The organism is Aeromonas sp. sia0103 (genome assembly GCF_963895295.1).
GTDB lineage: Bacteria > Pseudomonadota > Gammaproteobacteria > Enterobacterales > Aeromonadaceae > Aeromonas > Aeromonas encheleia.
Genome location: NZ_CAWQKG010000011.1, coordinates 357,289 through 378,361, shown reverse-complemented (window position 1 = coordinate 378,361; position 21,073 = coordinate 357,289). Strand labels below are relative to the sequence as shown.

The 21,073-nt window shown below is 63.6% G+C and carries 21 protein-coding genes and 1 pseudogene; all 22 read right to left on the bottom strand.

The window, feature by feature from the left end:
* Nucleotides 1–15: 15 nt before the first annotated feature.
* The 22 genes and pseudogenes from flhA to arsA all read right to left on the bottom strand — a co-directional run bounded on the left by flhA (nt 16) and on the right by arsA (nt 21,036).
* Entirely contained in the window at nt 16–2,118 is a 2,103-nt protein-coding gene (gene flhA / locus AACW18_RS04450; protein ID WP_218290685.1) for a flagellar biosynthesis protein FlhA, read from the bottom strand.
* Between the two features lie 276 nt (nt 2,119–2,394).
* Nucleotides 2,395–2,523: pseudogene (locus AACW18_RS04445) on the bottom strand (flagellar biosynthesis protein FlhB); the annotation flags it as partial.
* 60 nt (nt 2,524–2,583) lie between these two features.
* A complete protein-coding gene (locus AACW18_RS04440; protein WP_256351757.1) occupies nt 2,584–2,727 on the bottom strand; it encodes a hypothetical protein in 144 nt (47 codons plus the stop codon).
* Between the two features lie 39 nt (nt 2,728–2,766).
* Nucleotides 2,767–3,897 carry a flagellar biosynthesis protein FlhB gene (flhB, locus tag AACW18_RS04435; RefSeq protein WP_042652598.1) on the bottom strand — a complete coding sequence of 377 codons (1,131 nt, stop codon included), beginning with the start codon at nt 3,895–3,897 and terminating at the stop codon, nt 2,767–2,769.
* Between the two features lie 98 nt (nt 3,898–3,995).
* A complete protein-coding gene (gene fliR, locus AACW18_RS04430; RefSeq protein ID WP_218290684.1) occupies nt 3,996–4,793 on the bottom strand; it encodes a flagellar biosynthetic protein FliR in 798 nt (265 codons plus the stop codon).
* A 16-nt stretch (nt 4,794–4,809) separates the two neighbouring features.
* Nucleotides 4,810–5,079 (bottom strand): flagellar biosynthesis protein FliQ, encoded by a 270-nt coding sequence (fliQ, locus tag AACW18_RS04425; RefSeq protein WP_042652600.1) that lies wholly within the window; start codon nt 5,077–5,079, stop codon nt 4,810–4,812.
* An 18-nt stretch (nt 5,080–5,097) separates the two neighbouring features.
* On the bottom strand, nt 5,098–5,853 hold the full coding sequence (gene fliP, locus AACW18_RS04420; RefSeq protein ID WP_042652601.1) for a flagellar type III secretion system pore protein FliP: 756 nt from the start codon (nt 5,851–5,853) through the stop codon (nt 5,098–5,100).
* Nucleotides 5,840–6,214 carry a flagellar biosynthetic protein FliO gene (fliO, locus tag AACW18_RS04415; RefSeq protein ID WP_042652602.1) on the bottom strand — a complete coding sequence of 125 codons (375 nt, stop codon included), beginning with the start codon at nt 6,212–6,214 and terminating at the stop codon, nt 5,840–5,842. The genes fliP and fliO overlap by 14 nt, the downstream gene beginning before the upstream one ends.
* A 61-nt stretch (nt 6,215–6,275) precedes the next feature.
* Nucleotides 6,276–6,671, bottom strand: a complete 396-nt coding sequence (fliN, locus tag AACW18_RS04410) for a flagellar motor switch protein FliN (RefSeq protein ID WP_042650085.1) — start codon at nt 6,669–6,671, stop codon at nt 6,276–6,278.
* Nucleotides 6,672–6,720: 49 nt separating this feature from the next.
* Nucleotides 6,721–7,791 carry a flagellar motor switch protein FliM gene (gene fliM, locus AACW18_RS04405; protein WP_218387937.1) on the bottom strand — a complete coding sequence of 357 codons (1,071 nt, stop codon included), beginning with the start codon at nt 7,789–7,791 and terminating at the stop codon, nt 6,721–6,723.
* A 10-nt stretch (nt 7,792–7,801) separates the two neighbouring features.
* The gene (gene fliL, locus AACW18_RS04400; RefSeq protein ID WP_042652603.1) at nt 7,802–8,311 is read right to left on the bottom strand and encodes a flagellar basal body-associated protein FliL; all 510 of its coding nucleotides are present in this window, start codon (nt 8,309–8,311) and stop codon (nt 7,802–7,804) included.
* Between the two features lie 57 nt (nt 8,312–8,368).
* Complete coding sequence (locus tag AACW18_RS04395; protein ID WP_218387936.1) at nt 8,369–10,453, bottom strand: flagellar hook-length control protein FliK; 2,085 nt, start codon at nt 10,451–10,453, stop codon at nt 8,369–8,371.
* An 86-nt stretch (nt 10,454–10,539) separates the two neighbouring features.
* Nucleotides 10,540–10,980, bottom strand: a complete 441-nt coding sequence (gene fliJ / locus AACW18_RS04390; RefSeq protein ID WP_218387935.1) for a flagellar export protein FliJ — start codon at nt 10,978–10,980, stop codon at nt 10,540–10,542.
* A 23-nt stretch (nt 10,981–11,003) separates the two neighbouring features.
* Nucleotides 11,004–12,335 carry a flagellar protein export ATPase FliI gene (gene fliI / locus AACW18_RS04385; protein WP_042652605.1) on the bottom strand — a complete coding sequence of 444 codons (1,332 nt, stop codon included), beginning with the start codon at nt 12,333–12,335 and terminating at the stop codon, nt 11,004–11,006.
* A gap of 117 nt (nt 12,336–12,452) precedes the next feature.
* Complete coding sequence (gene fliH, locus AACW18_RS04380) at nt 12,453–13,250, bottom strand: flagellar assembly protein FliH (protein ID WP_218387934.1); 798 nt, start codon at nt 13,248–13,250, stop codon at nt 12,453–12,455.
* Nucleotides 13,251–13,307: 57 nt separating this feature from the next.
* Nucleotides 13,308–14,369, bottom strand: coding sequence for a flagellar motor switch protein FliG (gene fliG, locus AACW18_RS04375; RefSeq protein ID WP_042652607.1), 1,062 nt, complete (start codon nt 14,367–14,369; stop codon nt 13,308–13,310).
* A complete protein-coding gene (gene fliF, locus AACW18_RS04370; protein ID WP_218387933.1) occupies nt 14,362–16,071 on the bottom strand; it encodes a flagellar basal-body MS-ring/collar protein FliF in 1,710 nt (569 codons plus the stop codon). The genes fliG and fliF overlap by 8 nt, the downstream gene beginning before the upstream one ends.
* A 53-nt stretch (nt 16,072–16,124) precedes the next feature.
* On the bottom strand, nt 16,125–16,442 hold the full coding sequence (fliE, locus tag AACW18_RS04365) for a flagellar hook-basal body complex protein FliE (protein ID WP_042652845.1): 318 nt from the start codon (nt 16,440–16,442) through the stop codon (nt 16,125–16,127).
* A 275-nt stretch (nt 16,443–16,717) separates the two neighbouring features.
* Nucleotides 16,718–17,494 (bottom strand): lipid-binding SYLF domain-containing protein, encoded by a 777-nt coding sequence (locus AACW18_RS04360; RefSeq protein ID WP_218328450.1) that lies wholly within the window; start codon nt 17,492–17,494, stop codon nt 16,718–16,720.
* A 102-nt stretch (nt 17,495–17,596) separates the two neighbouring features.
* Nucleotides 17,597–18,022 carry a glutaredoxin-dependent arsenate reductase gene (gene arsC, locus AACW18_RS04355; RefSeq protein WP_218387932.1) on the bottom strand — a complete coding sequence of 142 codons (426 nt, stop codon included), beginning with the start codon at nt 18,020–18,022 and terminating at the stop codon, nt 17,597–17,599.
* 49 nt (nt 18,023–18,071) lie between these two features.
* The gene (arsB, locus tag AACW18_RS04350) at nt 18,072–19,136 is read right to left on the bottom strand and encodes an ACR3 family arsenite efflux transporter (RefSeq protein ID WP_218387931.1); all 1,065 of its coding nucleotides are present in this window, start codon (nt 19,134–19,136) and stop codon (nt 18,072–18,074) included.
* Nucleotides 19,137–19,269: 133 nt separating this feature from the next.
* Nucleotides 19,270–21,036, bottom strand: coding sequence for an arsenical pump-driving ATPase (gene arsA, locus AACW18_RS04345; RefSeq protein WP_218387930.1), 1,767 nt, complete (start codon nt 21,034–21,036; stop codon nt 19,270–19,272).
* Nucleotides 21,037–21,073: the final 37 nt, after the last annotated feature.

Sequence of the window (21,073 nt, the reverse complement as noted above, 5' to 3'; positions counted from 1 at the left end):
CGTCATCTCCGCTAACTAGCCCTGTCCTACCGCACTGACGATGCGGATTTGCTTGTCATCAGGCACTTCCTGATAAGACAGAACGCGTAATCCAGGAATGGCATTCTTGACAAATTTCGCCAGGGTATTGCGCAATATCCCCGATGTCAGAAGCACGGCCGGCTGGCCTTCCAGTTCTTGTCGTTGAGTGGCTTCCACCAGCGAGCGCTGCATCCGCTCCGCCAGTCCCGGTTCGATACCGGCGCCATCTCCCCCACCTGCTTGCAAGGATTGATGCAATATACGTTCCAATTCTGGCGCCAGGGTGATCACCGGCAGCTCGGGATCGGGACCCGCGATCTCCTGCACTATCAATCGGCGCAGGGCGATGCGACAGGCGGCCGTCAGCACTTCCGGATCCGGGCTGCGCGGCGCATATTCCACGAGGGTCTGCAGAATAGTGCGCATATCGCGAATTGGCACGCCCTCATTGAGCAGATTTTGCAATACCTTGACCAGGTTGCCCATGCTGATCACCTCGGGCACCAGCCCCTCCACCAGCTTGCTCTGATGCTTCCCTATCATGTCCAACAGTTGCTGCACCTCGTCATGACCGAGCAGCAGGGCGGCATGGTTGGAGAGGATCTGGCTCAGGTGGGTGGCCACCACGGTGGCGGCATCCACCACGGTGTAACCCAGGGTCTGGGCGTGGGAGACCTGATCCTTGGCGACCCACACCGCCTCCAGCCCGAATGCGGGATCCTGGGTCGCGATGCCCTGGACCTGGCCGAACACCTGGCCCGGATTGATGGCCATCTCCTTGTCGTGGTAGACGGTGGCCTCGCCGGTACTCACTCCCATCAGCGTGATGCGGTACTGGTTGGGCGCGAGATCCAGGTTGTCGCGAATGTGCACGGCCGGCACCAGGAAGCCGAGCTCCTGGGAGAGCTTCTTGCGCACCCCCTTGATCCGGTTGAGCAGCTCGCCGCCCTGGCTCTTGTCCACCAGCGGGATGAGCTGATAACCCACCTCCAGCCCTATGATGTCCACCGGCATCACATCGTCCCAGCTGAGATCTTTCTGTTCATGGGGCTGATCCGAGCTCTGGGGCATCAGCTCGCCCTTGGCCACCTTGGCGGCGCGCTGTTTCTCGCGGCGCAGCAGCCACCAGGCCCCGACCGCCGCTATGGCCCCCAGGCTCAGGAACGCCAGGTGCGGCATGCCGGGCACGCTGCCCATCATCAGCAGGATGCCGGCGGAGATCACCAGCGCCTTGGGATTCTCGAACAGCTGGCCGAGCACCGCCGTGCCCATGTCCTGATCGGTATTCTGGCGGGTCACTATGATGGCGGCGGCGATGGAGAGCAGCAGGGAGGGGATCTGGGCCACCAGGCCATCACCGATGGCGAGCAGGGTGTAGATCTGGGCCGCCTCGCCGAAGCTGAGCTGGTGCTGCATCATGCCGATGATGAAGCCACCAATGATGTTGATGAAGAGGATCATGATGCCGGCGATGGCATCCCCCTTCACGAATTTGGAGGCACCGTCCATGGAGCCGTAGAAGTCGGCTTCCTGAGTCACGTCCTGGCGCCGCTTCTTGGCCTCTTCCTGATTGATGAGACCGGCGTTCAGGTCCGCATCGATGGCCATCTGCTTGCCGGGCATGGCGTCCAGAGTGAAGCGGGCGCTCACCTCGGAGATCCGGCCCGCCCCCTTGGTGACCACCACGAAGTTGATGATCACCAGGATCATGAAGACGATGATACCGACCGCATAGTTGCCGCCTATGACCACGTTGCCGAAGGCCTCGATCACATGGCCGGCCGCCGCGCTGCCGTTATGGCCTTCCAGCAGCACGACCCGGGTCGAGGCGACGTTCAGCGCCAGCCGCAGCAGGGTGGCGATCAGCAGCACGGTCGGGAAGGCGGCAAACTCCAGCGGCCGGCGGGTATAGACGGCCACCAGCAGCACCACGATGGAGAGGGCGATGTTGAAGGAGAACAGGATATCCAGCATCAGCGGCGGGATGGGCAGCACCACCATGCCGAGGGAGGCGAGCACCAGCAGCGGGGTCCCGACCCCCTTGCTGAGCAACCACCTGTACTCTGTTAAACGGCCCAATGCTGCCTTGAATCCCATCGTTATGCTCAACTATCAACTGCCAGTGCCTAGCTAAAGCAAACATCAAGCCAACAATTCAATGCATTGATACATAAGGTTTTTATTTTTAAGCTGTCAGAAGTCCGGCGGAGGGTATTCAGACAACCCTGGTCGGGACTGAAGAGAGCGGGGTCAGCCGTGGCAACAGGTTCCGGGTCGATCGAGATGGACCCGCGCTTGAACCAGGGTGGCAAAGCCAGCTTGAAACAGGTTCAGCCACTATCGACAAGCCGATGCGCCCGAGGAGCCGGGGCGTTATTTGCGGTACTCAGGCGGGATGGGCAGATCCTTGGCGACCGGGGTCGGACGCCGGCCACGGCCACGGCCACGGCGGAACTTCTTGAGCCGATAGACATAGGCCAGTGTTTGAACCAGGGCGGCAAAGCCAGTTTGAAACAGGGTCAATCAATATCGACAAGCCGATGCGCCCAGTGAATCGAGGTGTTATTTGCGGTACTCAGGCGGGATGGGCAGATCCTTGGCGACCGGGGTTGGACGCCGACCACGGCCACGGGGGAACTTCTTGAGCCGATAGACATAGGCCAGTGTTTGAACCAGGGCGGCAAAGCCAGTTTGAAACAGGGTCAATCAATATCGACAAGCCGATGCGCCCAGTGAATCGAGGTGTTATTTGCGGTACTCAGGCGGGATGGGCAGATCCTTGGCGACCGGGGTCGGACGCCGGCCACGGCCACGGCGGAACTTCTTGAGCTGATAGACATAGGCCAGCACCTGGGCCACGGCGGCGAACAGCCCCTCCGGGATCTCGTGACCGATCTCGGTGGAGTGATAGATGGCACGGGTGAGCGCCGGGGACGGCATGATGGGGATCTCGTATTCCCGCGCTATCTCCCGGATCTTCATCGCCACCTCGTCGACCCCCTTGGCCAGCACCTTGGGGGCGGCCCCGGGTTTGCCCGTGTCGTATTTCAGCGCCACCGAGTAGTGGCTCGGGTTGGTGATGATCACATCCGCCTTGGGCACATCCCCCATCATGCGACGCATCGCCATCTCCATCTGCAGGCGGCGGATCCGCCCCTTGACCTCGGGCTTGCCCTCGCTGTCCTTGAACTCGTCCTTGATCTCCTGCTTGGTCATCTTGAGCTGACGATTGTGGTTCCAGGTCTGGAAGGGCACATCGATGGCGACGATGGGGATGAGGGAGCAGCAGAGGATGATCAGCATCCACAGCAGCAGGTCCAGCGCGTCTATGATGCCGCCGGGGAAGCCCTCGAGGGAGAGGTTGAGCAGGTGGTTGAACTGACTCGACAGCATCCACCAGGCGAACAGGCTGATGAACACCACCTTGGCGATGGACTTGATGAGCTCCACCAGCGACTGCACCCCGAACATCCTCTTCAAACCACTCAAGGGGCTCAGCTTGCTCCATTTGGGCAGCATGGCCTCGGAGGAAAAATTCATTCCTCCCAGCAGGGTGTTGCCGACGAAGGCGGCGATGGTCACCAGCAGGAACAGCAGGCCGAGGGGCTGGATCAGCTCGGCCAGCAGGGTGGGCACCATGGCCCCCATGGCGTTGGGGTCGAAGGCCTGATCCCGCTCCAGGGTAAAGCCCATGGTGAGCACCTTGACCATGGCACCGGCCAGGCTCTCCTTGAGCATCAGCAAGCCAAACACGGTCGCCAGCAGCACGCTGGCGGTTCCCAGCTCCTTGGAACGTGCAATCTGCCCTTTTTCCCGGGCCTGTTGCAGTCGTTTGCCCGTGGGTTGTTCGGTACGTTCCTGATCGGTATCAGCCATGCAGACCTCCGACTGGCCGGAGGCGGTCGATCATCGCACCGATAACCTGAAACGGTGCCAACCCGCCGGGTTGCTCGGTGCCATTTGCCTGATCGGTATCAGCCATTCTGGCCACCGAAACACTGGGTGTTGATCAGTTCGCAGCTGGTCTCCTGCACCCGCTCCCAGATGGCGTCGAAGTGGCCCATGAAGCCGCCAATGGTGAGCCAGAGGATAAACAGACCCGACATCATGCTGACCGCGAAGCCGATGCTGAAGATGTTGAGCTGGGGCGCGGCCCGGGTCATGACCCCGAACGCGAAGTTGATGAGCAGCAGGGCGATGATGGCCGACAACGCCATCACCAGCGAGGCCTGATACATGACGCCGAGGAAGCTGACCAGGCTGCGGATGGCGGGCAGGGTCAGGCCGCTGTCCGAGACCGGCAGGGTCTCGAAGCTCAGCACCACCATCCGCAGCATCAGCAGATGACCATCCACCGCCAGAAACACCAGGGTCGCCAGCATCAGGTAGAACTGCCCCACCACGGGGGCTGACTGGCCATTCATGGGATCCACCAGGGTGGCGAAGCCCAGGCTGGTCTGCATGGCGATGATCTGGCCCGCCATCACGAAGCTCTCCAGCAGGAACTGGGTCATGAGACCCAGTGCGATGCCGATGAGCATCTGCTGTCCCAGCACCAGAAAGCTGCCGACGGAGAACAGCTCTATCTTGGGCATGGGCGGCAACAGGGGGGCGATGATGAGGGTGATGGCCAGCGCCAGGCCGATGCGGATGTGCGCCGGCGCCAGCCGGCTGCCAAACACCGCCATCACCATCAGCAGGCTGCTCACCCGTGCCAGCGGCCAGAGGATGGACGCCAGCCACTCCATGATGAGCGTGGTGGTATAGGTCATGCCGCCACCTGCAGACTCAACCCACCACCTCGGGTATCTGGCTCACCATCAGCATGAAGAAGTCCATCAGGCTCTGCAGGCCCCAGTGGGCCCCGGCGCCCAGGGCGAACAGGGTCACGATGAGACGGGGCAGGAAGCTCAGGGTCTGCTCGTTGATGGAGGTCGCGGCCTGGAAGATGGCGACGATCAGCCCCACCATCAGGCTGGGCAGGATCACGGCGCACACCATGATGGTCACCAGCCAGAGTGCCTCACGAAACACGTCGACAAAGGTTTCCGGACTCATGTAATCGGCTCCTTGTGCTTAGCCGGCGCCCAGCCCGAAGCTGTTCGCGAGCGAGCCCAGGATCAGGTTCCAGCCGTCCACCATGACGAACAGCATCAGCTTGAAGGGCAGGGAGACCAGCATGGGCGACAGCATCATCATCCCCATGGCCATCAGTATGCTGGCCACCACCAGATCGATCACCAGGAACGGCAGAAACAGCATGAAGCCTATCTGGAACGCGGTCTTGAGCTCGCTGGTGACGAAGGCCGGGATCAACACCCGCAGCGGCACCTCGGTCGGCTTCTCCACCTGCACGTTGGCGATCTCCATGAAGGTGTTGAGATCCTTGACCCGGGTCTGGGCCAGCATGAACTGGTGGATGGGCTGTTCGGCTTTCTCCAGCGCCTCCTTGGGCCCTATGGTCTCCGCCAGATAGGGCTGCAGCGCCTCTTCGTTGATGCGATCCAGCACCGGCGACATGATGAAGAAGGACATGAACAGGGCGATGCCGATCAACACCTGGTTGGACGGACTCTGCTGCAGGCCTATGGCCTGTCTGAGGATCCCGAGCACTACTATGATCCGGGTGAAGGAGGTCATCATGATGACCATGGCTGGCAGGAAGGAGAGCGCGGTCATCAGCGCCAGCACCTGCAGGGTCAGGCTGTACTCCTGACTGCCATCCGCCATGGTCTTGACGGTCAGCGCCGACATGCCGTCCTGGGCCAGTGCCAGGGGCGAGAGCAGCAGCGACACCAGCGCCAGCAGCCCTATCCAGTTAGCTCTTTTCATGCTTGCCCATCAATTTGCCCAACTGCTGGGAGAACGCCTGGGGCTGGCTCTCGTCCAGCGGCTGCTCCAGGCGGTAGAGGAAGTTGACCTGCTGCGGCGTCACCCCGATGAGCAGCTGTTGCTCGCCCACCTTGACCACCATCAGCTTCTCCTTGTAGCCCACCGGCAGGCTGGCGATGACCTTCATCTGGCCGCCCCCCATGACCTGGGTGAGCTTGCTCTTCTTGAGCAAAAAGCCCAGCACCAGGATGAGGCCGATCACCATCAGGCTGGAGAGCAGCCAGGAGGTGATGCTGGGGGGATTGGCCCCCTCGGCCAGCGCGGGGGCGGCGAACAGCATTAAAGCAAGGACGCGGATCATTTGAGTTTTTTGATCCTTTCGGCCTGACTGATGATGACATCGGTCAGCGCAATGGTTCTGGTCATTTGAGCTTCTTGATCCGTTCTATCTGGCTGATGACATCGGTCAGGCGGATGCCGAACTTGTCGTTCACCACCACCACCTCGCCGTGGGCGATCAGGGTGCCGTTGACCAGCACGTCCAGCGGCTCGCCGGCGACCCTGTCCAGCTCGACTACCGAGCCCTGGTTCAGCTGCAACAGGTTGCGGATGCTGATCTGGCTGCGACCCACCTCCATGGCGATGGTCACCGGGATGTCCAGAATGGTGTCCAGCTTGCGGCGCTCCTCGGCGCTGATGGGGGCATCGTCCCTCAGCTCCTCCAGCGGGGCCGGCTTGGCCTCCGCCGTGACCTGCTCCTCCAGCGCGGCCGCCCAGGCATCCGCCATCAAATCCTGCTCGTCATCGGTTCCGCTCATCTTGCTTCCTCATGCTGCTTCGTGACCCGCGTCTGACACGACGGGTCTGTTAGGAGTGTTTGTCTTCGATGCTGCGCTCGAGCTCTTCCAGCTCGGCCTCACCATCGATGCGTACGCCGCCCCGGGTCACCAGATGCATCTCTGTCTTGACCCCGTCAGGGCGCTTGAGTTTGTCGACTATCTTGAGCGCCACATTCTCCTTGGTGCGCCCCATCTTGGCGTGGAAGGTCGGCAAGTCCTCCACGTAGACCAGCAGGTTCTCCGGCATCTCCACCGGGATGATGTCGCCGGGTTTCAGCTCCATCAGATCGCGCAGGGTCAGCTCGGTCTCCAGCAGCTTGGCCTTGAGCTCCACCTTGACGTCCATGATCTCGTCGCGCAGCGCCTTGCTCCAGCGCACGTCGGTGTCACCCTTGTCGCTCTGTACCCCAGCATCGAGCAGCTCGCGGATGGGCTCGAGCATGGAGTAGGGCATGGCCACGTGGAAGTCGCCGCCGCCGCCATCCAGTTCGATGTGGAAGGAGCTGACCACTATCACCTCGGTCGGGCTGACGATGTTCGCCATGGCCGGGTTGACCTCGGAGTCGAGGTACTCGAAGCCGACGTCCATCACCGGCGCCCAGGCATCCTTGTAATCCTCAAACACCAGCTTGAGCAGCATCTGGATGATGCGCCGCTCGGTCGGGGTAAACTCGCGCCCCTCGATCTTGGCGTGGTAGCGGCCGTCGCCACCGAAGAAGTTCTCCACCAGGATGAACACCAGGCGGGCCTCCATGGTGATCAGCGCCGTCCCCTTGAGCGGACGGAAGCGCACCATGTTCAGGCTGGTCGGCACGAACAGGGTGTGCACGTATTCGCCGAACTTCAGCATCTGCACGCCGTTGATGGAGACCTCGGCGGTGCGCCGCATCATGTTGAACAGGCTGATGCGCATGTGGCGGGCGAACCTTTCGTTCACCAGCTCCAGGGTCGGCATGCGGCCACGGACGATGCGGTCCTGGGAGGAGAAGTCAAACTGGGTGATGCCGGGATCCCCGGCCGCGCCTAGCTCTTCCTCTTCGACATCATCGACACCGTGCAACAGGGCATCAATTTCGTCCTGACTTAACAGATCGCTCACGCTTCACCTTTCATTGCATGACAAAGCCGGTAAACAGCACTTGTTCTATTACGGGGGAAGAGACCAGGTCATTGAGCACCCGGCGACACTCTTCCAGTGAATCCTGGCGCAGCTTCTCCTTGCCCTCGAAGGTCATCAGCTGCTCGGCGGTGGCCGCGCTGAAGACGCGCAGCAGTGTCCCTTCGATCAGGGGAATATTCTGTTTGGCCAGGGTCTCGTCGGCGGCACCCCGCACCATCAGCTGGATCTTGATCTGCACCAGCCTATCCCGCTGGCCGCCCGCCACATTGAACACGAAGGGGCGCGGCATGCCCACGTAGAGCGAAGGCTGCGGTGCGCTGGCCTCGGCCTTGGCGATCTCGGCCGCGTCGGCCGCCGGTTTGTCACCGCCGGCCAGCATGAACCAGGTGCCGGCCCCGCCAGCCCCCAGCACGATGACGGCCAGGGCGACTACCATGATCAGCTTCTTTTTCTTGGCTGCCGCCGGGTCCTTCAGCGTCAGTTCGTTATCGTCTGCCATCCCTTGTCCACCCTAGTCTCAAACTTGTTCGGTATCATAAACTTACTCAGGCAGGCATCAAGCATAGAAATCAATTCCGGCTTCGTTTGCCGATTCCACCAGCAGACTCATGGTTCTGGTGGTGACCTCCCCTTCGGCGGGCTCACGGCCGCCCAAGGTGCCGCCCCCGGATTGGCCCTGCTGGCCCTGACCGCTGAAGGGGGATTGCCCCTGGGACTGCTGTTGCTGCGGCTGTTGCTGCGGCTGTTGTTGAACCAGGGTCTGGCCGAGCTGGATCCCCTGCCCCGCCAGCATGTCGCGCAGCCTGGGCATGGCCTGCTCCAGCATCTCCCGGGTCTGGCCATGCTGCACCACGAAGTGGACGTTGGCCTGGTTGGAGGCGTCAATCTGGATCTGGATCTTCATCTTGCCGAGGCCGAGGGGATCGAGCTGGATCTCCGCCTGCTGCAGCTTGTCCGCCAGCATCAGGTTCACCTTCTGGTGCAACTGGGCCGGCGCCTCCGGGGTGGCCAGCCGCAGGTGCGGCAGGCTCTGGGCCTCCCGTCTGGCGGCCACCTCGGCCGCGGGCCTGTGCTCGGCGATCTGGCTGGCCTGCTGAGCTGATTGCGCGGACGGGCTCGCCTCGCTCTGCTCGGTCGCACCGACCTCCAGCCCGCCATGCTTGCCGAGTTCCCCCGGCTTTTGTTTCATATCGGGTTGCTTCAGCTCTGCGGCCACCTTGACCGCCACCGCGGGCTCGGCCTCCATCTGCTGGATGCCGGCCGACAGGGATGCCAGCGAGGCTTGCGGTCCCTGTGGCTCGTGGTTCGCCAGTATCTGTTGTGGCGCCGTCAGCACCGGCTCGGTGGCCGGGGTGGCGAGCTGGGGCGCGGCGTTGCTCGCCACGGCGGCGCCCGCATCGGCCTTGGCCGCCTGGGCCGGCTTCAGCTGCTGCGCCTCAGTCTCCGTATCAGGCTTGGCGCCATCCTCGGCGGAAGCTGTGGGCTCGGTCCCCGTGGCCATCTCCATTCTGATCTGCCCCTCACCGAAGGCCCTGGCCGCACTCCCTTGCGCCGATGGCCCGCTGTGGGTGGTTTGTGCTGTGTGAGCCACCTTCGCGGCCGGCTCAGGAGAGACCGGCTGCTCGGCCTTGCCCACCTGGGTCGGCTCGCCGCCCTCAGGCACCGGCTCGGTCGCCACCTGGGGCGCCTGCGGCAAGACCTTGGCCAGCAGTGCGGCCCGCTCCCTTGCGGACAGTGGCGGTTGCTCCGCCACCTCTTCCAGCGCCGGCTTGTCGCCCTTGTTCGTGTGCTGGGGGTCTGTGGCCGGCGTCGCTTCCTCTGGCAAACCGGCTACCCGGGCGGTGCCTGCGGTGGAGGTAACGTCGGAGATGGCATCGGCGCCCTCCCCGGCCTCAGCGTTCAGAGTTCCCCCTATCAGGGCCTCGCTCGGCTGCGCGGTCGCTGGCAGGGCATTCACCCCAGCGGGCTTGCCAACCTCGAGCCGGCTGGCTGGCTGCGACTCGGGCGGCAAACTGTTGCCGTCCGTGGGAGCTGGCACGGCAGGCGCCGAGGCGACGACGGGGAGCGAGGTCTGGGCCGAAGGGGCGACCGGGAGACTGCCTTGTGCCGACGCCTCGACCGAAGGGGCGACAGGGTGACTGCCTTGTGCCGAAGGCTCGACCGAAGGGGCGATAGGGAGACTGCCTTGTGCCGAAGGCTCGACCGAAGGATCGACCGGGAGGTTGCCTTGCGCCGAAGGCTCGACCGTGGGTTCGGTCTGCACAGAAGCCACGACGGGGGGTGTGGACAGGCCGGCATCCTGCCTGAGGGAGGCCTGCAACTGCTGCAAGAAATCGGCGGGGGGGAGCTCGGCCTCGACGGCCTCGCCCTTGACGGGCTTGTCATGGCCGGCCTGGGACTCGTCCAGCGAGCTCGCCAAAGATTTGGCATCCGCCTCCGGCAGCAGGCTCTCCCCGTCACCCCCTTGACTGGCAGAGGGGCTGATCTCGGTGCGCTGCGCCTTGGCCATGGCGTCGGCAAAGGCGGCCCTGGCCTCGTCCAGCGAGGGCAACCCTGCGCCTTCGCCCGTGCCGAGGGGCAGACGAGCGTCGGCTGGCGTGGTCTGAGTGGCGGTGGCCTTGATCAACTGGGTCTGTATCATGCTGGGTCCCGAGAATCCTGTGCTGTTACCCACCCCGAGCGGGAGGTATTCAGGCTATGCGGCGGCGTTCGCCAGAAGGAAGCAAATTACAGGCCAGAATGGTGATAGCGCCGCAAGATGGCGTACTCATCCAGCATCTTCTGCTCCTGACGCTGGGCCTTCTGGCGCGCGCGCCCCGCCTGTTTGTCGAGCAGCAGCTCGACGGCCTTGCGCCGCTGCTGGGCCTCCAGCCAGTCGGTGCGGCACTGGGCCAGTGCCTCGCGCACCTGCAGCACCCCTTGGTACTGCTGGGTCGCCGCATTCTCCAGCTTGTTGATGAAGGCGTGATACTGGCTGTTCTGCTGGGGGGTGATCCCCTGCAGGCCACGGTCGGTCCACTGCTGGTGATAGATCTGGCGGTACTGGTTGAGCGCGTTCTGCTGATCCATGAAGAGCTTCAGATCCTGCTGGGCCTTGGCCAGCGCCAGGGCGGCCTGCTGCTCGGCCTCCACCAGCCGTCCGGCCAGCAACTCCAATCCTTTACTCATAGTCGCACTCCAGATTCATGGCATCAGCGCATCAGTGGCATGGCCACCATGTGCAGGGATTGCAGGCCTTCGTCGTAGGGAACCACCTCGCGCATTTTCTGCTGCAAGAACTGATCCAGATAGGGTTTCTGGATGATGGCCCTGTCGATGCGGGGATCCGAGCCCTGGCTGTAGGCGCCTATGGTGATGAGATCCCGGTTCTGCTGATAGAGGGAGTAGAACTGCTTGAAGGTGCGCGCCAGCTCCATGTGCTCGGGGGAGGTCACCATGGGCATGACCCGGCTGATGGACTTCTCGATGTCGATGGCCGGATAGTGACCCGCATCCGCCAGCTCCCGCGCCAGCACTATGTGGCCGTCGAGGATGGCCCGCGCCGCGTCGGCGATGGGATCCTGCAGATCGTCCCCCTCCGTCAACACGGTGAAGAAGGCGGTGATGGAGCCCTGGCCGTCGCTGCCGTTGCCGGCCCGCTCCACCAGCGCCGGCAATTTGGCAAACACCGAGGGCGGGTAGCCCTTGGTCGCCGGTGGCTCCCCCACCGCCAGCGCGATCTCGCGCTGGGCCTGGGCGTAGCGGGTGAGCGAGTCCATCAGCAGCAGCACGTTGAGCCCCTGATCGCGGAAATACTCGGCGATGGCCAGCGCCGTCTCGCAGCCCTTGAGGCGCATCAGCGGCGAGGCATCGGCCGGGGCTGCCACCACCACGGCGCGCTCGCGCCCCTCGGCTCCCAGGATCTCCTCGATGAACTCCTTCACCTCCCGGCCCCGCTCGCCGATGAGGCCGACCACCACCACGTCCGCCACCGAGCCGCGAGTCATCATGCCGAGCAGCACTGACTTGCCCACGCCGGAGCCGGCGAACAGCCCCATGCGCTGGCCCTGGCCCACGGTGAGCACGGCGTTGATGGCGCGCACGCCGACGTCCATCGGCTTATGGATAGGGCGGCGGGAGAGCGGGTTGATGCGATGCTGGGCAAACTGCACCGTCTGGGAGGCGATGATGGGGCCGAGCCCGTCAAGGGGCTGGCCTATGCCGTCGATGACCCGGCCGAGCAGGTTCATGCCCACCGGGATGCCGTGATCCTCGGTGATGGGCACCACCCGGGCGCCGGGGATGACCCCCTTGAGCTGCTCGCTCGGCATCAGGAACAGCCGATCGCCGGAGAAGCCCACCACCTCGGCCTCCAGCACGCCATCCTGGGTGTCGATGCGACAGAGGGCGCCGATGGCGGCGCGGCAGCCGATGGCCTCCAGCGTCAGCCCCACCACCCGGGTCAGCTTGCCCGCCACCGGGGGTATGGGGGCCAGATCACGCACCCGGTAGCCTTGCAGCCGTTTGAGCAAGGACGCTGTCATCGCGCCTCCAAAGGTAAAGGGAAAAGAGGCAGGGACAGGGGGTCAGTCGGCATTGTCACGCCGCCGGGAGACAGTGCGCAGCAATGCGATGCCACCATGACGAGCCGAGACAAGGGACTAGTCGGCATTGTCGCGCAGGAAATTGCGCAGCAGCTGATCGATGCGTCCCGACAGGGCCAGATCGATGCTGGAGAGGCTGGTAGCCAGTTGCAGATCACCGGGGGAGAGGGTGGGGTCACTCTGCAACCGCCAGCCGCGTTTGGCGCACTCCTCCACCCCGAACGCCTGCTCGACCCTGGCCACATCGTCCGGGTGCAGCAGCAGGGTGACCCCCTGCTCGGCGGCGGGCAACAGGGCCAGCCCCTGCTTGAGCGCCTCCAGCAGCAGCCGGGAGGAGGTCTCGGCCTCGTGGCGGATGAGGGCGCGGGCCAGCTGCTGCACCAGGGCGATGAGCTGTTGCTCCACCGCCTGATCCTGTTCGCTGAGCGGGTTGGCGAGGCGATCGGCCAGCGTCTGCCAGTGGGCAATCTGTTGCTCCACCTGCTCGCGCCCCATGGCCAGCCCCTCCTCCCTGCCCTGCTCCAGACCCGCCTGATGGCCTTGCTGCAAGCCTTCCAGCTTGCCCTCCTCCAACCCCTTGGCAAAACCGGCGGCCTGGCCATCGGCCATGCCCTCTTCCCAGGCGGCCTGGCGGATCGCCTCCAGCTCTTCCGCCGTGATGCTGGGGGTCGGCTCCTCCTCCGGCGCGGGGGCGGGGGCCTCGGCCTCCTGCTCCTGTCGGTACCAATCCGGGCTGAGCCCCAGGGCATTGCGCTCGACCTCGGAGATCACCTCCATCTCGGGCCAGCCCCAGGTCTGCACCTGGCTCTCGTCTGTCTCGGGTCTGACGTAACCCCGTTGCTTGTTGTTATTCATGCTCTAGAGGCGCTCCTGGCCGAGGCTGACATCATCACGCTGTTGCTGATCCATGGCTTAGAGGAACTCCTCGCCACCGCCGGCACCCAGCATGATCTCGCCCGCATCCGCCAGACGGCGGGCGGTGGAGAGGATCTCCTTCTGGGCGGCTTCGACCTCGGAGACCCGGATTGGCCCCATGGCCTCCAGATCGTCCGCCAGCATCTCGGCGGCCCGCTTGGACATGTTCTTGAATACCTTCTCGCGCATCTGATCGTCCGAGCCCTTGAGGGCCCGTTGCAGCAGATCCCCCGGCACTTCCCGCAGCAGGGTCTGGATGCCGCGATCGTCCACATCGATGAGGTTCTCGAACACGAACATCAGATCCTGGATCTGCTGGCTCATCTCCTCGTCCGACTCGCGGATGGAGTCCATCAGCTGGCCTTCGATGTTGGTATCCAGGTAGTTCATGATGTTGGCGGCGGCCTTGAGGCCACCCATCTTGGCGGCCTGAGCCCCGGCCGCACCGGCGAACTGCTTCTCCATGATGTCGTTCAGTTCCTGCAGCGCCGCCGGTTGCACCTCTTCCAGGTTGGCGATGCGCATCACCAGATCCAGCCGCACCTGCTCCGGGAACTGGCTCAGGATCTCGGCGGACTGCTCCGGCTCCAGATAGGAGAGGACGATAGTCTGGATCTGCGGGTGTTCGTTCTGGATGATGCTGGCCACCTGGCGCGCATCCATCCACTTGAGGGAGTCGAGGCCGCGGGCCCCCGACCCCAGGATGATCTGATCCACCAGGTTGCTGGCCTTGTCTTCGCCGAGCGCCGCCACCAGGGCCTTGCGCACGAAGTCTTCGCTGCCGATGCCGATGTTGGTGTATTTCTGGATGTCGTCGATAAATTGACGATGCACCGCCGCCACCCGGTCGTGACTGAAGTCCGACATGGAGGCCATCGACATGCCGAGCCGCTGCACCTGCTTGGGCTCCAGATGGCGGAAGATCTGGGCGGCATCCTCTTCGTTGAGGCTCAGCATCAACACCGCCGCCATCTCCATCCCGGCCATCTGGTCCAGGATCTGGCGCTGCACGTCGGTAATGTCGTTACCGGTGACTTGATTCTTCTTGTCTTCAGGCATCTCTGTTCGTTACCCATTCTTTAATGACCTGAGCGGCCAGATCCGGTTCATTCGCCACCAGCGCACGCACCGCCTTGAGCAAGTCTTCATCCCGGTGCAGATCCGGCAGTTTCAGGTGACCGTCGCGCACCCCGAACACGGGTTCGGCCTCGGCTTGCGCCGCCAGCAGACTGAGTTCGTCATCCCCACCCAGCACGGTGTGGTTGTCGAAGTCCAGCTCCCCTTCCGGTCTCGCATCCGGGTAGAGCAGGCGCTTGAGCATGGGCCGCACCACGGTGACGATCAGCACTATGATGACCAGCACGGAGGCGGCGATGCGCACCGCGCGCCAGAACCAGGGCTGCTCGTAGAGCGGCATGTCGGCCACGGCTTCCAGCTCGGGGCGGTTGAACGGGATGGCGACCACCTCCAGGGTGTCCCCCCGAGTCACGTCGAAGCCGAGGCCACCGCTGAGCAGCCGGCGCAGGGTGTCGATCTCGGCCTGGCTGCGGGCCTCCCGGGTAACGGCACCGTCGGCGCCTGGGATGGCCTTGTAATCCACCGCCACCGACACCGTCATACGGCGAATGCCGCCCTGCTGGCGCCGGATGTGGCTGACGGTGGTGTCCAGTTCGAAGTTGCGGGTCGCCTCCTTGCGTGAGCGGCCACTCGCCGCGCTCGCGTCGGCATCGGCGCCGGTCGCCTGCTGGGGAATGCTGGAGGCGGCCGGTGGCTGGTTGGAGAGCGCGCCAGGCACACCGCCATTGCCGCCATTGGCGCTGTTCTCCTCGACAGTCATCTCGGAGCGCACGGCCGGCAAGTCCGGGTTGTAGGTCTTGCGGGTCTGCTCCTGCTGGGAGAAGTCGAGGGAGAGATCCACCTCCGCCGTATAGTTGTCGGCCCCCAATACCGGGATCAGGATGGCGTCAATTTTTTGTTTGTACTCCAGCTCCTGCTTCTGCTGCATCGCAAACTCTTTGCGAGTCTGGGCCGAGAGCGGATCCTGGGAGCCGGAGTTGAGCAGGCGCCCGTTCTGATCGGTGACGGTGACGCGGGTCGGCTCCAGACCGTGCACGGCGGAGGCCACCATGTCGACGATGGAGTCCACTTCCCCCTGACCGAGGGCGCTGCCTCTCAGGCTCAACACTACGGTGGCGCTGGGCTTGCGCTCGTTGCGGGCGAACACGTTGTCCTTGGGAATGGCCAGCAGCACCTGGGCCTTGGCCACGTTCTGGAACTGTTCGATGGCGCTGGCCAGCTGGCGCTCGCGGCTGAGCTTGAGACGCTCGTTCTCCATGCGCTGGCTGACGCCGAAGCTGGAGTCCTTGAGCAGGATGGACTCGCCATCGTTGCTGACATCATTGTTGCCGGTCAGACCGGCACGGGTCAGGCCCAGCCGGATGTCCGCATATTTCTCGGCGCTGACCAGCACGCTCTTGCCCTCGACCTGATAGGGGATCTTCTGCTGATCCAGATAATCGAGGGTGGAGACCAGCTCCTGGGTGCTGAAGGTGCCGAGCGGACGCATCTCCGGCTCCTTGCCCCACAACAGGATGAACACGGCGATGGCCAGACAGATGGTCAACCCCAGGATCAGGGTGATCTGCCGCAGCACGTCGGTGTTGGACAGGAAGCCCAGCGCCGAGCTCTTCTGCTCGTGCTCATCGAGGGCCGCCGCCCCGTCGTTGTTGATCAGCAGATCGCCGTTTTGATCAGTAGCCACGGTTTATGTCCTTATTGCTGACATCTTCATGATGCTCAGTCGCCATGGGTTTCTTATACCGGCATGTTCATGATGGTCTTGTAGGCATCGACCATCTTGTTACGCACCTGCACCGTCGCCTCGAAGGCGATGGAGGATTTCTGCCCGGCGATCATCACCTCGGACAGGTCCACCGACTTGTCACCCATGTCGAACCGGGTGCGCAGATCGTTGGCGCCACCCTGCAGCTCGTTGACGTTGTTGAGGGCCTGTTGCAGCATCTGGCCAAAATCCGAATTGACCTGACGACCGGGCTGGCTCAGCGGCGTGGCGCCGGCTTCGACCTTGAGCGCCTGCATCTCTTGCATCAGGCTGCTTGCACTTATTTCCATCTTCATCCCCAGACAAATCATTGACGCTGACAGGCTGTAAGCAATTAGGGTGCCAATGAAGACGGATCCTGCGGCCAGCGATGGCGACTGGTCATCATTCAGACGAAACCAGCCCGCTGAGGGGCCGGAGCTGGCGCGGTGAAAAAGGAAGGGAACGGTGCGCATCGGGTCGCCTTTTCGGGCCTAGCCCCCGGCAGCCGGTAACGATGGCACCCGGATGCAGCATAAAAAATGGCCCGCATCGAGCGGGCCACGATAACAACAGATCCTGACGCTTACTGGGTCAGATCCTCGTCGATCCAGTATTTGGATCCGGTGATGCTGACACCGTACATCAGACCCTGCTCGCCAAGCTGGTAGATGGCCATGCCGCCGTTATAGCCGCCATCGAGCGATGCGCTCTCCTTGCCTGCCACGACGCCCGCCTCCGAGGTCGCCTCCCAGCCCTTGTTCACGAAGTTGTCAAAGGTCTGCTTGGTCTCAAACAACATCACCTGCTGATAGAACTTGCCGCCGAAGCCGGCCGCCATGCCCGCCCCGAACATCTTCATGTAAGTGTGCTTGCCGCTCGAGCGGTTGACCGCCACCCCGGATCCCTGGTTGGTGTGTATCATCAGGGAGAACTTGCGCGAGTCGAACACCGCATAGCCATAGGCCTTGTCAAACAACAGCTTGGCCGAGGGTTGCTCGTTGAACAGCCGCACCAGCGCGGTATCGGCCATGGTATCCAGCGCGGTGCGCGCCTCGGTCGGCGTCTTGGGCTCCAGCATGGTATCGAGCTTCTTGTCGGCTGCGGTCAGCCACTCCTTGCCGGTGGCCGCGCTCTCTTTCGTCCAGGCCCCGGTCTTGTTGTAGGCATCGGCCCCCCAGGTGGAGACCGACTCCCAGGTCGCCTTGGAGAAGTCGGTAATGCCCGCCCACGCCTCCTTGCCGGTCTCGCTCACCGCGGTCCCCAGATCGGCGGCAGCTTCCTTCAGCTTCGCCCAGTCGGCATGGCTTGGGGTAGAGGCCAGCGCCAGGGTGGCGGCAACTATCCAGGATCGGGTCTTCATAATATGTTCCTTATCATCTCTCATCGGCTGAGGGCCACCTTAGCAGATAGTTCGCGCTCATACAGCTCCTCACCACCGAGGTGCAAGGGTAGTCCACCGCCATCAGCGCAGACGCTTGCCGCTCGCATCCACCACTTGCTCACCATCCTCCTTGGCGAAGGCCCCTTTTTGCTGATCGGGCAAAATATCGAGCACCAGTTCCGACGGGCGGCACAGTTTGGTGCCAAGCGGTGTCACGACGATGGGGCGGTTGATCAGGATAGGGTGAGCCAGCATGGCGTCGATCAGTTCATCATCGCTGAAGCGATCCTCCGCCAGTCCGAGCGCCTCGTAGGGGGGCACGTTCTTGCGCAGCAGCGCGCGCACCGGCATCCCCATGGCGGCGATCAGCGCCACCAGTTGGTCGCGGGAAGGCGGCGTCTCCAGATAGTGGATCACGGTGGGCTCGACGCCGCTGTTGCGAATAAGCTCCAGGGTGTTACGGGAAGTACCACATTCCGGGTTGTGATAGATGGTGATTGCACTCATTTTGCGTGTCTCTCATGGCTTAAGTGAATAAAAAAGTGGATAGCAAACCTTAGTGGCGCAGTCCCGCCTCGTACCAGGGTTTGCTGGCGTTGACCACGCGCACCACCAGCAGCATGACCGGCACCTCGATCAGCACCCCGACCACGGTGGCGAGCGCCGCACCTGAGTGAAAGCCGAACAGGCTGATGGCGGCGGCCACCGCCAGTTCGAAGAAATTCGATGCCCCGATCAGCGCGGAGGGACCGGCCACCGAGTGTTTCTCCCCCACCTTGCGGTTGAGCCAGTAGGCCAGCCCCGAGTTGAACAGTACCTGGATCAGGATAGGCACCGCCAACAGGGCAATCACCAGCGGCTGCTCGATGATGGCGTTGCCCTGAAAGGCAAACAGCAGCACCAGAGTGAGCAGGAGAGCGGCCACCGACCAGGGCTGGATGCGGGCCATGACACCATCGAAACTGGCCTGCCCCTTTTGCAGCAGCGCCTTGCGTAGCAGCTGGGCAATCACGACCGGGATGACGATATAGAGCACCACAGAGGTGAGCAGGGTATCCCAGGGCACCACTATGCTGGAGACCCCGAGCAGCAGCGCCACCAGCGGGGCGAAGGCAAACACCATGATGAGGTCGTTCACCGCCACCTGCGACAGGGTGAAGTAGGGATCGCCGTTGGTGAGGCGACTCCAGACAAACACCATGGCGGTGCAGGGGGCGGCTGCCAGCAGGATCAGCCCCGCCACATAGCTGTCCAGCTGATCCGCCGGCAGCCAGTCGGCAAACAGCACGCGGATAAACAGCCAGCCGAGGAAGGCCATGGAGAAGGGCTTGACCAGCCAGTTGATGAAGAGGGTGACCCCAATCCCCTTGAGGTGACCCTTCACCTGATGCAGGGCGCCAAAGTCGATCTTGAGCAGCATGGGGATGATCATCACCCAGATGAGCAGCCCCACCGGCAGGTTGACCTTGGCCACCTCCATGGCACCGATCGCCTTGAACAGATCCGGCAACCCCTGCCCCAGACCAATGCCCACCAGAATGCAGAGGGCGACCCAGGCGGTGAGATAACGTTCAAAAAAGCCGATGGCAGGGACTGCCTTGGCATCACAGGTTGCAGACATCACAGCTCCCGATGCGGCGTAATCCCGCATCTCCTATTTGTTCAACAAAAGGTTCAAAAAAAGGTTAAAAACAAGGGTTTATAACAAGTAACGGTATATTCAAGCCGCCCCGGCAGCGGGCCGGGGCGGCGACTCAATGGTGCTGGCAGAGGCGACGCAGGGCGTCCGGCCCCACCGGCTCTTCGGCCAGCAGCGGCACCACGGCATGGCGGCTGGCGTGCAGCTGTTCGACCGCCTCGATATGGGGCTGCTGGCGCTCGGCCCGCAGTCGCAGCAGCGGCGAGCTGACCGCGGCTTGCTGCAAACTGTGGTTGATGAGCCAGCCCCAGGGCTCGATGCCGGCACGGCGCAGATCGGCCTGCAGGTTGGCCGCCTCCTGCACCGGCGTGGGCTCGGGCAGGGTGACGATCAGCACCTTGGTCTGTTTGGGGTCCTGCAGTTGCATCATGGGGGTGGTGAAGTGCAGCCCCTTGTTTCCCATCTGGCGGGCAATCTCCCTGTGGTAGGCGCCGGTGGCGTCGAGCAGCAGCAGGGTGTGGCCTGTGGGGGCGGTATCCATCACCACGAAGCGCTTGCCCGCCTCGCGGATGATGCGCGAGAAGGCCTGAAACACGGCGATCTCCTCGGTACAGGGGGAGCGCAGATCCTCCTCCAGCAGCGCCCGCCCCTGCTCGTCCAGCGCCGCCCCCTTGGTGGCCAGTACCTGGGCGCGGTAACGCTCGGTCTCGGCGTGGGGGTCGATGCGGCTCACCTCAAGATGGGGCAGACTACCTGCCAGCGTCTCGCTCAGGTGAGCGGCGGGATCCGAGGTGGTGAGATGCACCGGCAGGCCGCGACTGGCCAGCTCCACCGCCACGGCGGCCGCCAAGGTGGTCTTGCCCACTCCGCCCTTGCCCATCAGCATGATGAGGCCGTGGCCATTGGCGGCCAGCTGGTCCACCAGCGTCCCCAGATCGGGTTGGGTCACACTGTCATGGGGCTGGGCAACGGATACTTCGCTCCCTGCGGATGCACAGGGTTGCAGCAACTGACGCAGGCTCTCAACGCCCACCAGATTGGTGGCAAGCAGCGGGATCTGATCCTGCGCCAGGGCCCTGAGGGCCAGCGGCATGGTAGAGAGGGCCTGCTGCTCGCGCTGCCAGAGGGCCTGGGCCAGCCCGTCACCGGCGATGGCAGACTCGGGGAAGAGGCCATTGATGACAAGCTGCTGATTCATGAGCCCGATGGCGGCCAGTTCATCATGGGTGCGGGCTACTTCGCGCAGGGTCGAGTGCTGCGCGCGGGCAACCAGCACCAGCCGGGTGTGGGCAGCATCGGCCAGCGCAGCGACCGCCTCGGCGTACTGGCTGCGCTGCTTCTCCAGCCCCGCCAGCGGTCCAAGGCAGGAGGCATCCCCCTTGCCCTGCTCCAGAAATTCGCTCCAGGCCCCCGGCAGTTGCAGCAGGCGGATGGTGTGACCGGTGGGGGCGGTATCGAACACTATATGGTCATACTCGGCCAGCAACGCCTGGTCGGTGAGCAGGGCGGTGAACTCGTCAAAGGCGGCGATCTCGGTGGTGCAGGCACCGGAGAGCTGCTCCTCTATGCTGCGCACCACGCTCTCCGGCAACTTGCCGCGCACCGGCCCGACGATCCGCTCCCGATAGGCCTTGGCCGCCGCGGGGGGATCTATCTCCAGTGCCGACAGCCGCGGCACCGCCGCGATGGCGGTGATGCGATTGCCGATGGTGGTGGCAAACACCTGCCCCACGTTGGAGGCGGGATCCGTGCTCACCAGCAGCACCCGCTTGCCGGCATCGCACAGTGCCACTGCGCTGGCGCAGGCCAGCGAGGTCTTGCCCACCCCGCCCTTGCCGGTGAAGAAGAGAAAGGGGGGCGGATCGGTCAGAAACTGAAACATGACGAACTCCTGTCGACAGAGTGGCGAGCCCGGCTGG

Coding starts and splice junctions, on each gene's coding strand:
- flhA (WP_218290685.1), bottom strand. CDS start 2,118: ATGGGATTCAAGGCAGCATTGGGCCGTTTAACAGAGTACAGGTGGTTG.
- flhB (WP_042652598.1), bottom strand. CDS start 3,897: ATGGCTGATACCGATCAGGAACGTACCGAACAACCCACGGGCAAACGA.
- fliR (WP_218290684.1), bottom strand. CDS start 4,793: ATGACCTATACCACCACGCTCATCATGGAGTGGCTGGCGTCCATCCTC.
- fliQ (WP_042652600.1), bottom strand. CDS start 5,079: ATGAGTCCGGAAACCTTTGTCGACGTGTTTCGTGAGGCACTCTGGCTG.
- fliP (WP_042652601.1), bottom strand. CDS start 5,853: ATGAAAAGAGCTAACTGGATAGGGCTGCTGGCGCTGGTGTCGCTGCTG.
- fliO (WP_042652602.1), bottom strand. CDS start 6,214: ATGATCCGCGTCCTTGCTTTAATGCTGTTCGCCGCCCCCGCGCTGGCC.
- fliN (WP_042650085.1), bottom strand. CDS start 6,671: ATGAGCGGAACCGATGACGAGCAGGATTTGATGGCGGATGCCTGGGCG.
- fliL (WP_042652603.1), bottom strand. CDS start 8,311: ATGGCAGACGATAACGAACTGACGCTGAAGGACCCGGCGGCAGCCAAG.
- AACW18_RS04395 (WP_218387936.1), bottom strand. CDS start 10,453: ATGATACAGACCCAGTTGATCAAGGCCACCGCCACTCAGACCACGCCA.
- fliJ (WP_218387935.1), bottom strand. CDS start 10,980: ATGAGTAAAGGATTGGAGTTGCTGGCCGGACGGCTGGTGGAGGCCGAG.
- fliI (WP_042652605.1), bottom strand. CDS start 12,335: ATGACAGCGTCCTTGCTCAAACGGCTGCAAGGCTACCGGGTGCGTGAT.
- fliH (WP_218387934.1), bottom strand. CDS start 13,250: ATGAATAACAACAAGCAACGGGGTTACGTCAGACCCGAGACAGACGAG.
- fliG (WP_042652607.1), bottom strand. CDS start 14,369: ATGCCTGAAGACAAGAAGAATCAAGTCACCGGTAACGACATTACCGAC.
- fliE (WP_042652845.1), bottom strand. CDS start 16,442: ATGGAAATAAGTGCAAGCAGCCTGATGCAAGAGATGCAGGCGCTCAAG.
- AACW18_RS04360 (WP_218328450.1), bottom strand. CDS start 17,494: ATGAAGACCCGATCCTGGATAGTTGCCGCCACCCTGGCGCTGGCCTCT.
- arsC (WP_218387932.1), bottom strand. CDS start 18,022: ATGAGTGCAATCACCATCTATCACAACCCGGAATGTGGTACTTCCCGT.
- arsB (WP_218387931.1), bottom strand. CDS start 19,136: ATGTCTGCAACCTGTGATGCCAAGGCAGTCCCTGCCATCGGCTTTTTT.
- arsA (WP_218387930.1), bottom strand. CDS start 21,036: ATGTTTCAGTTTCTGACCGATCCGCCCCCCTTTCTCTTCTTCACCGGC.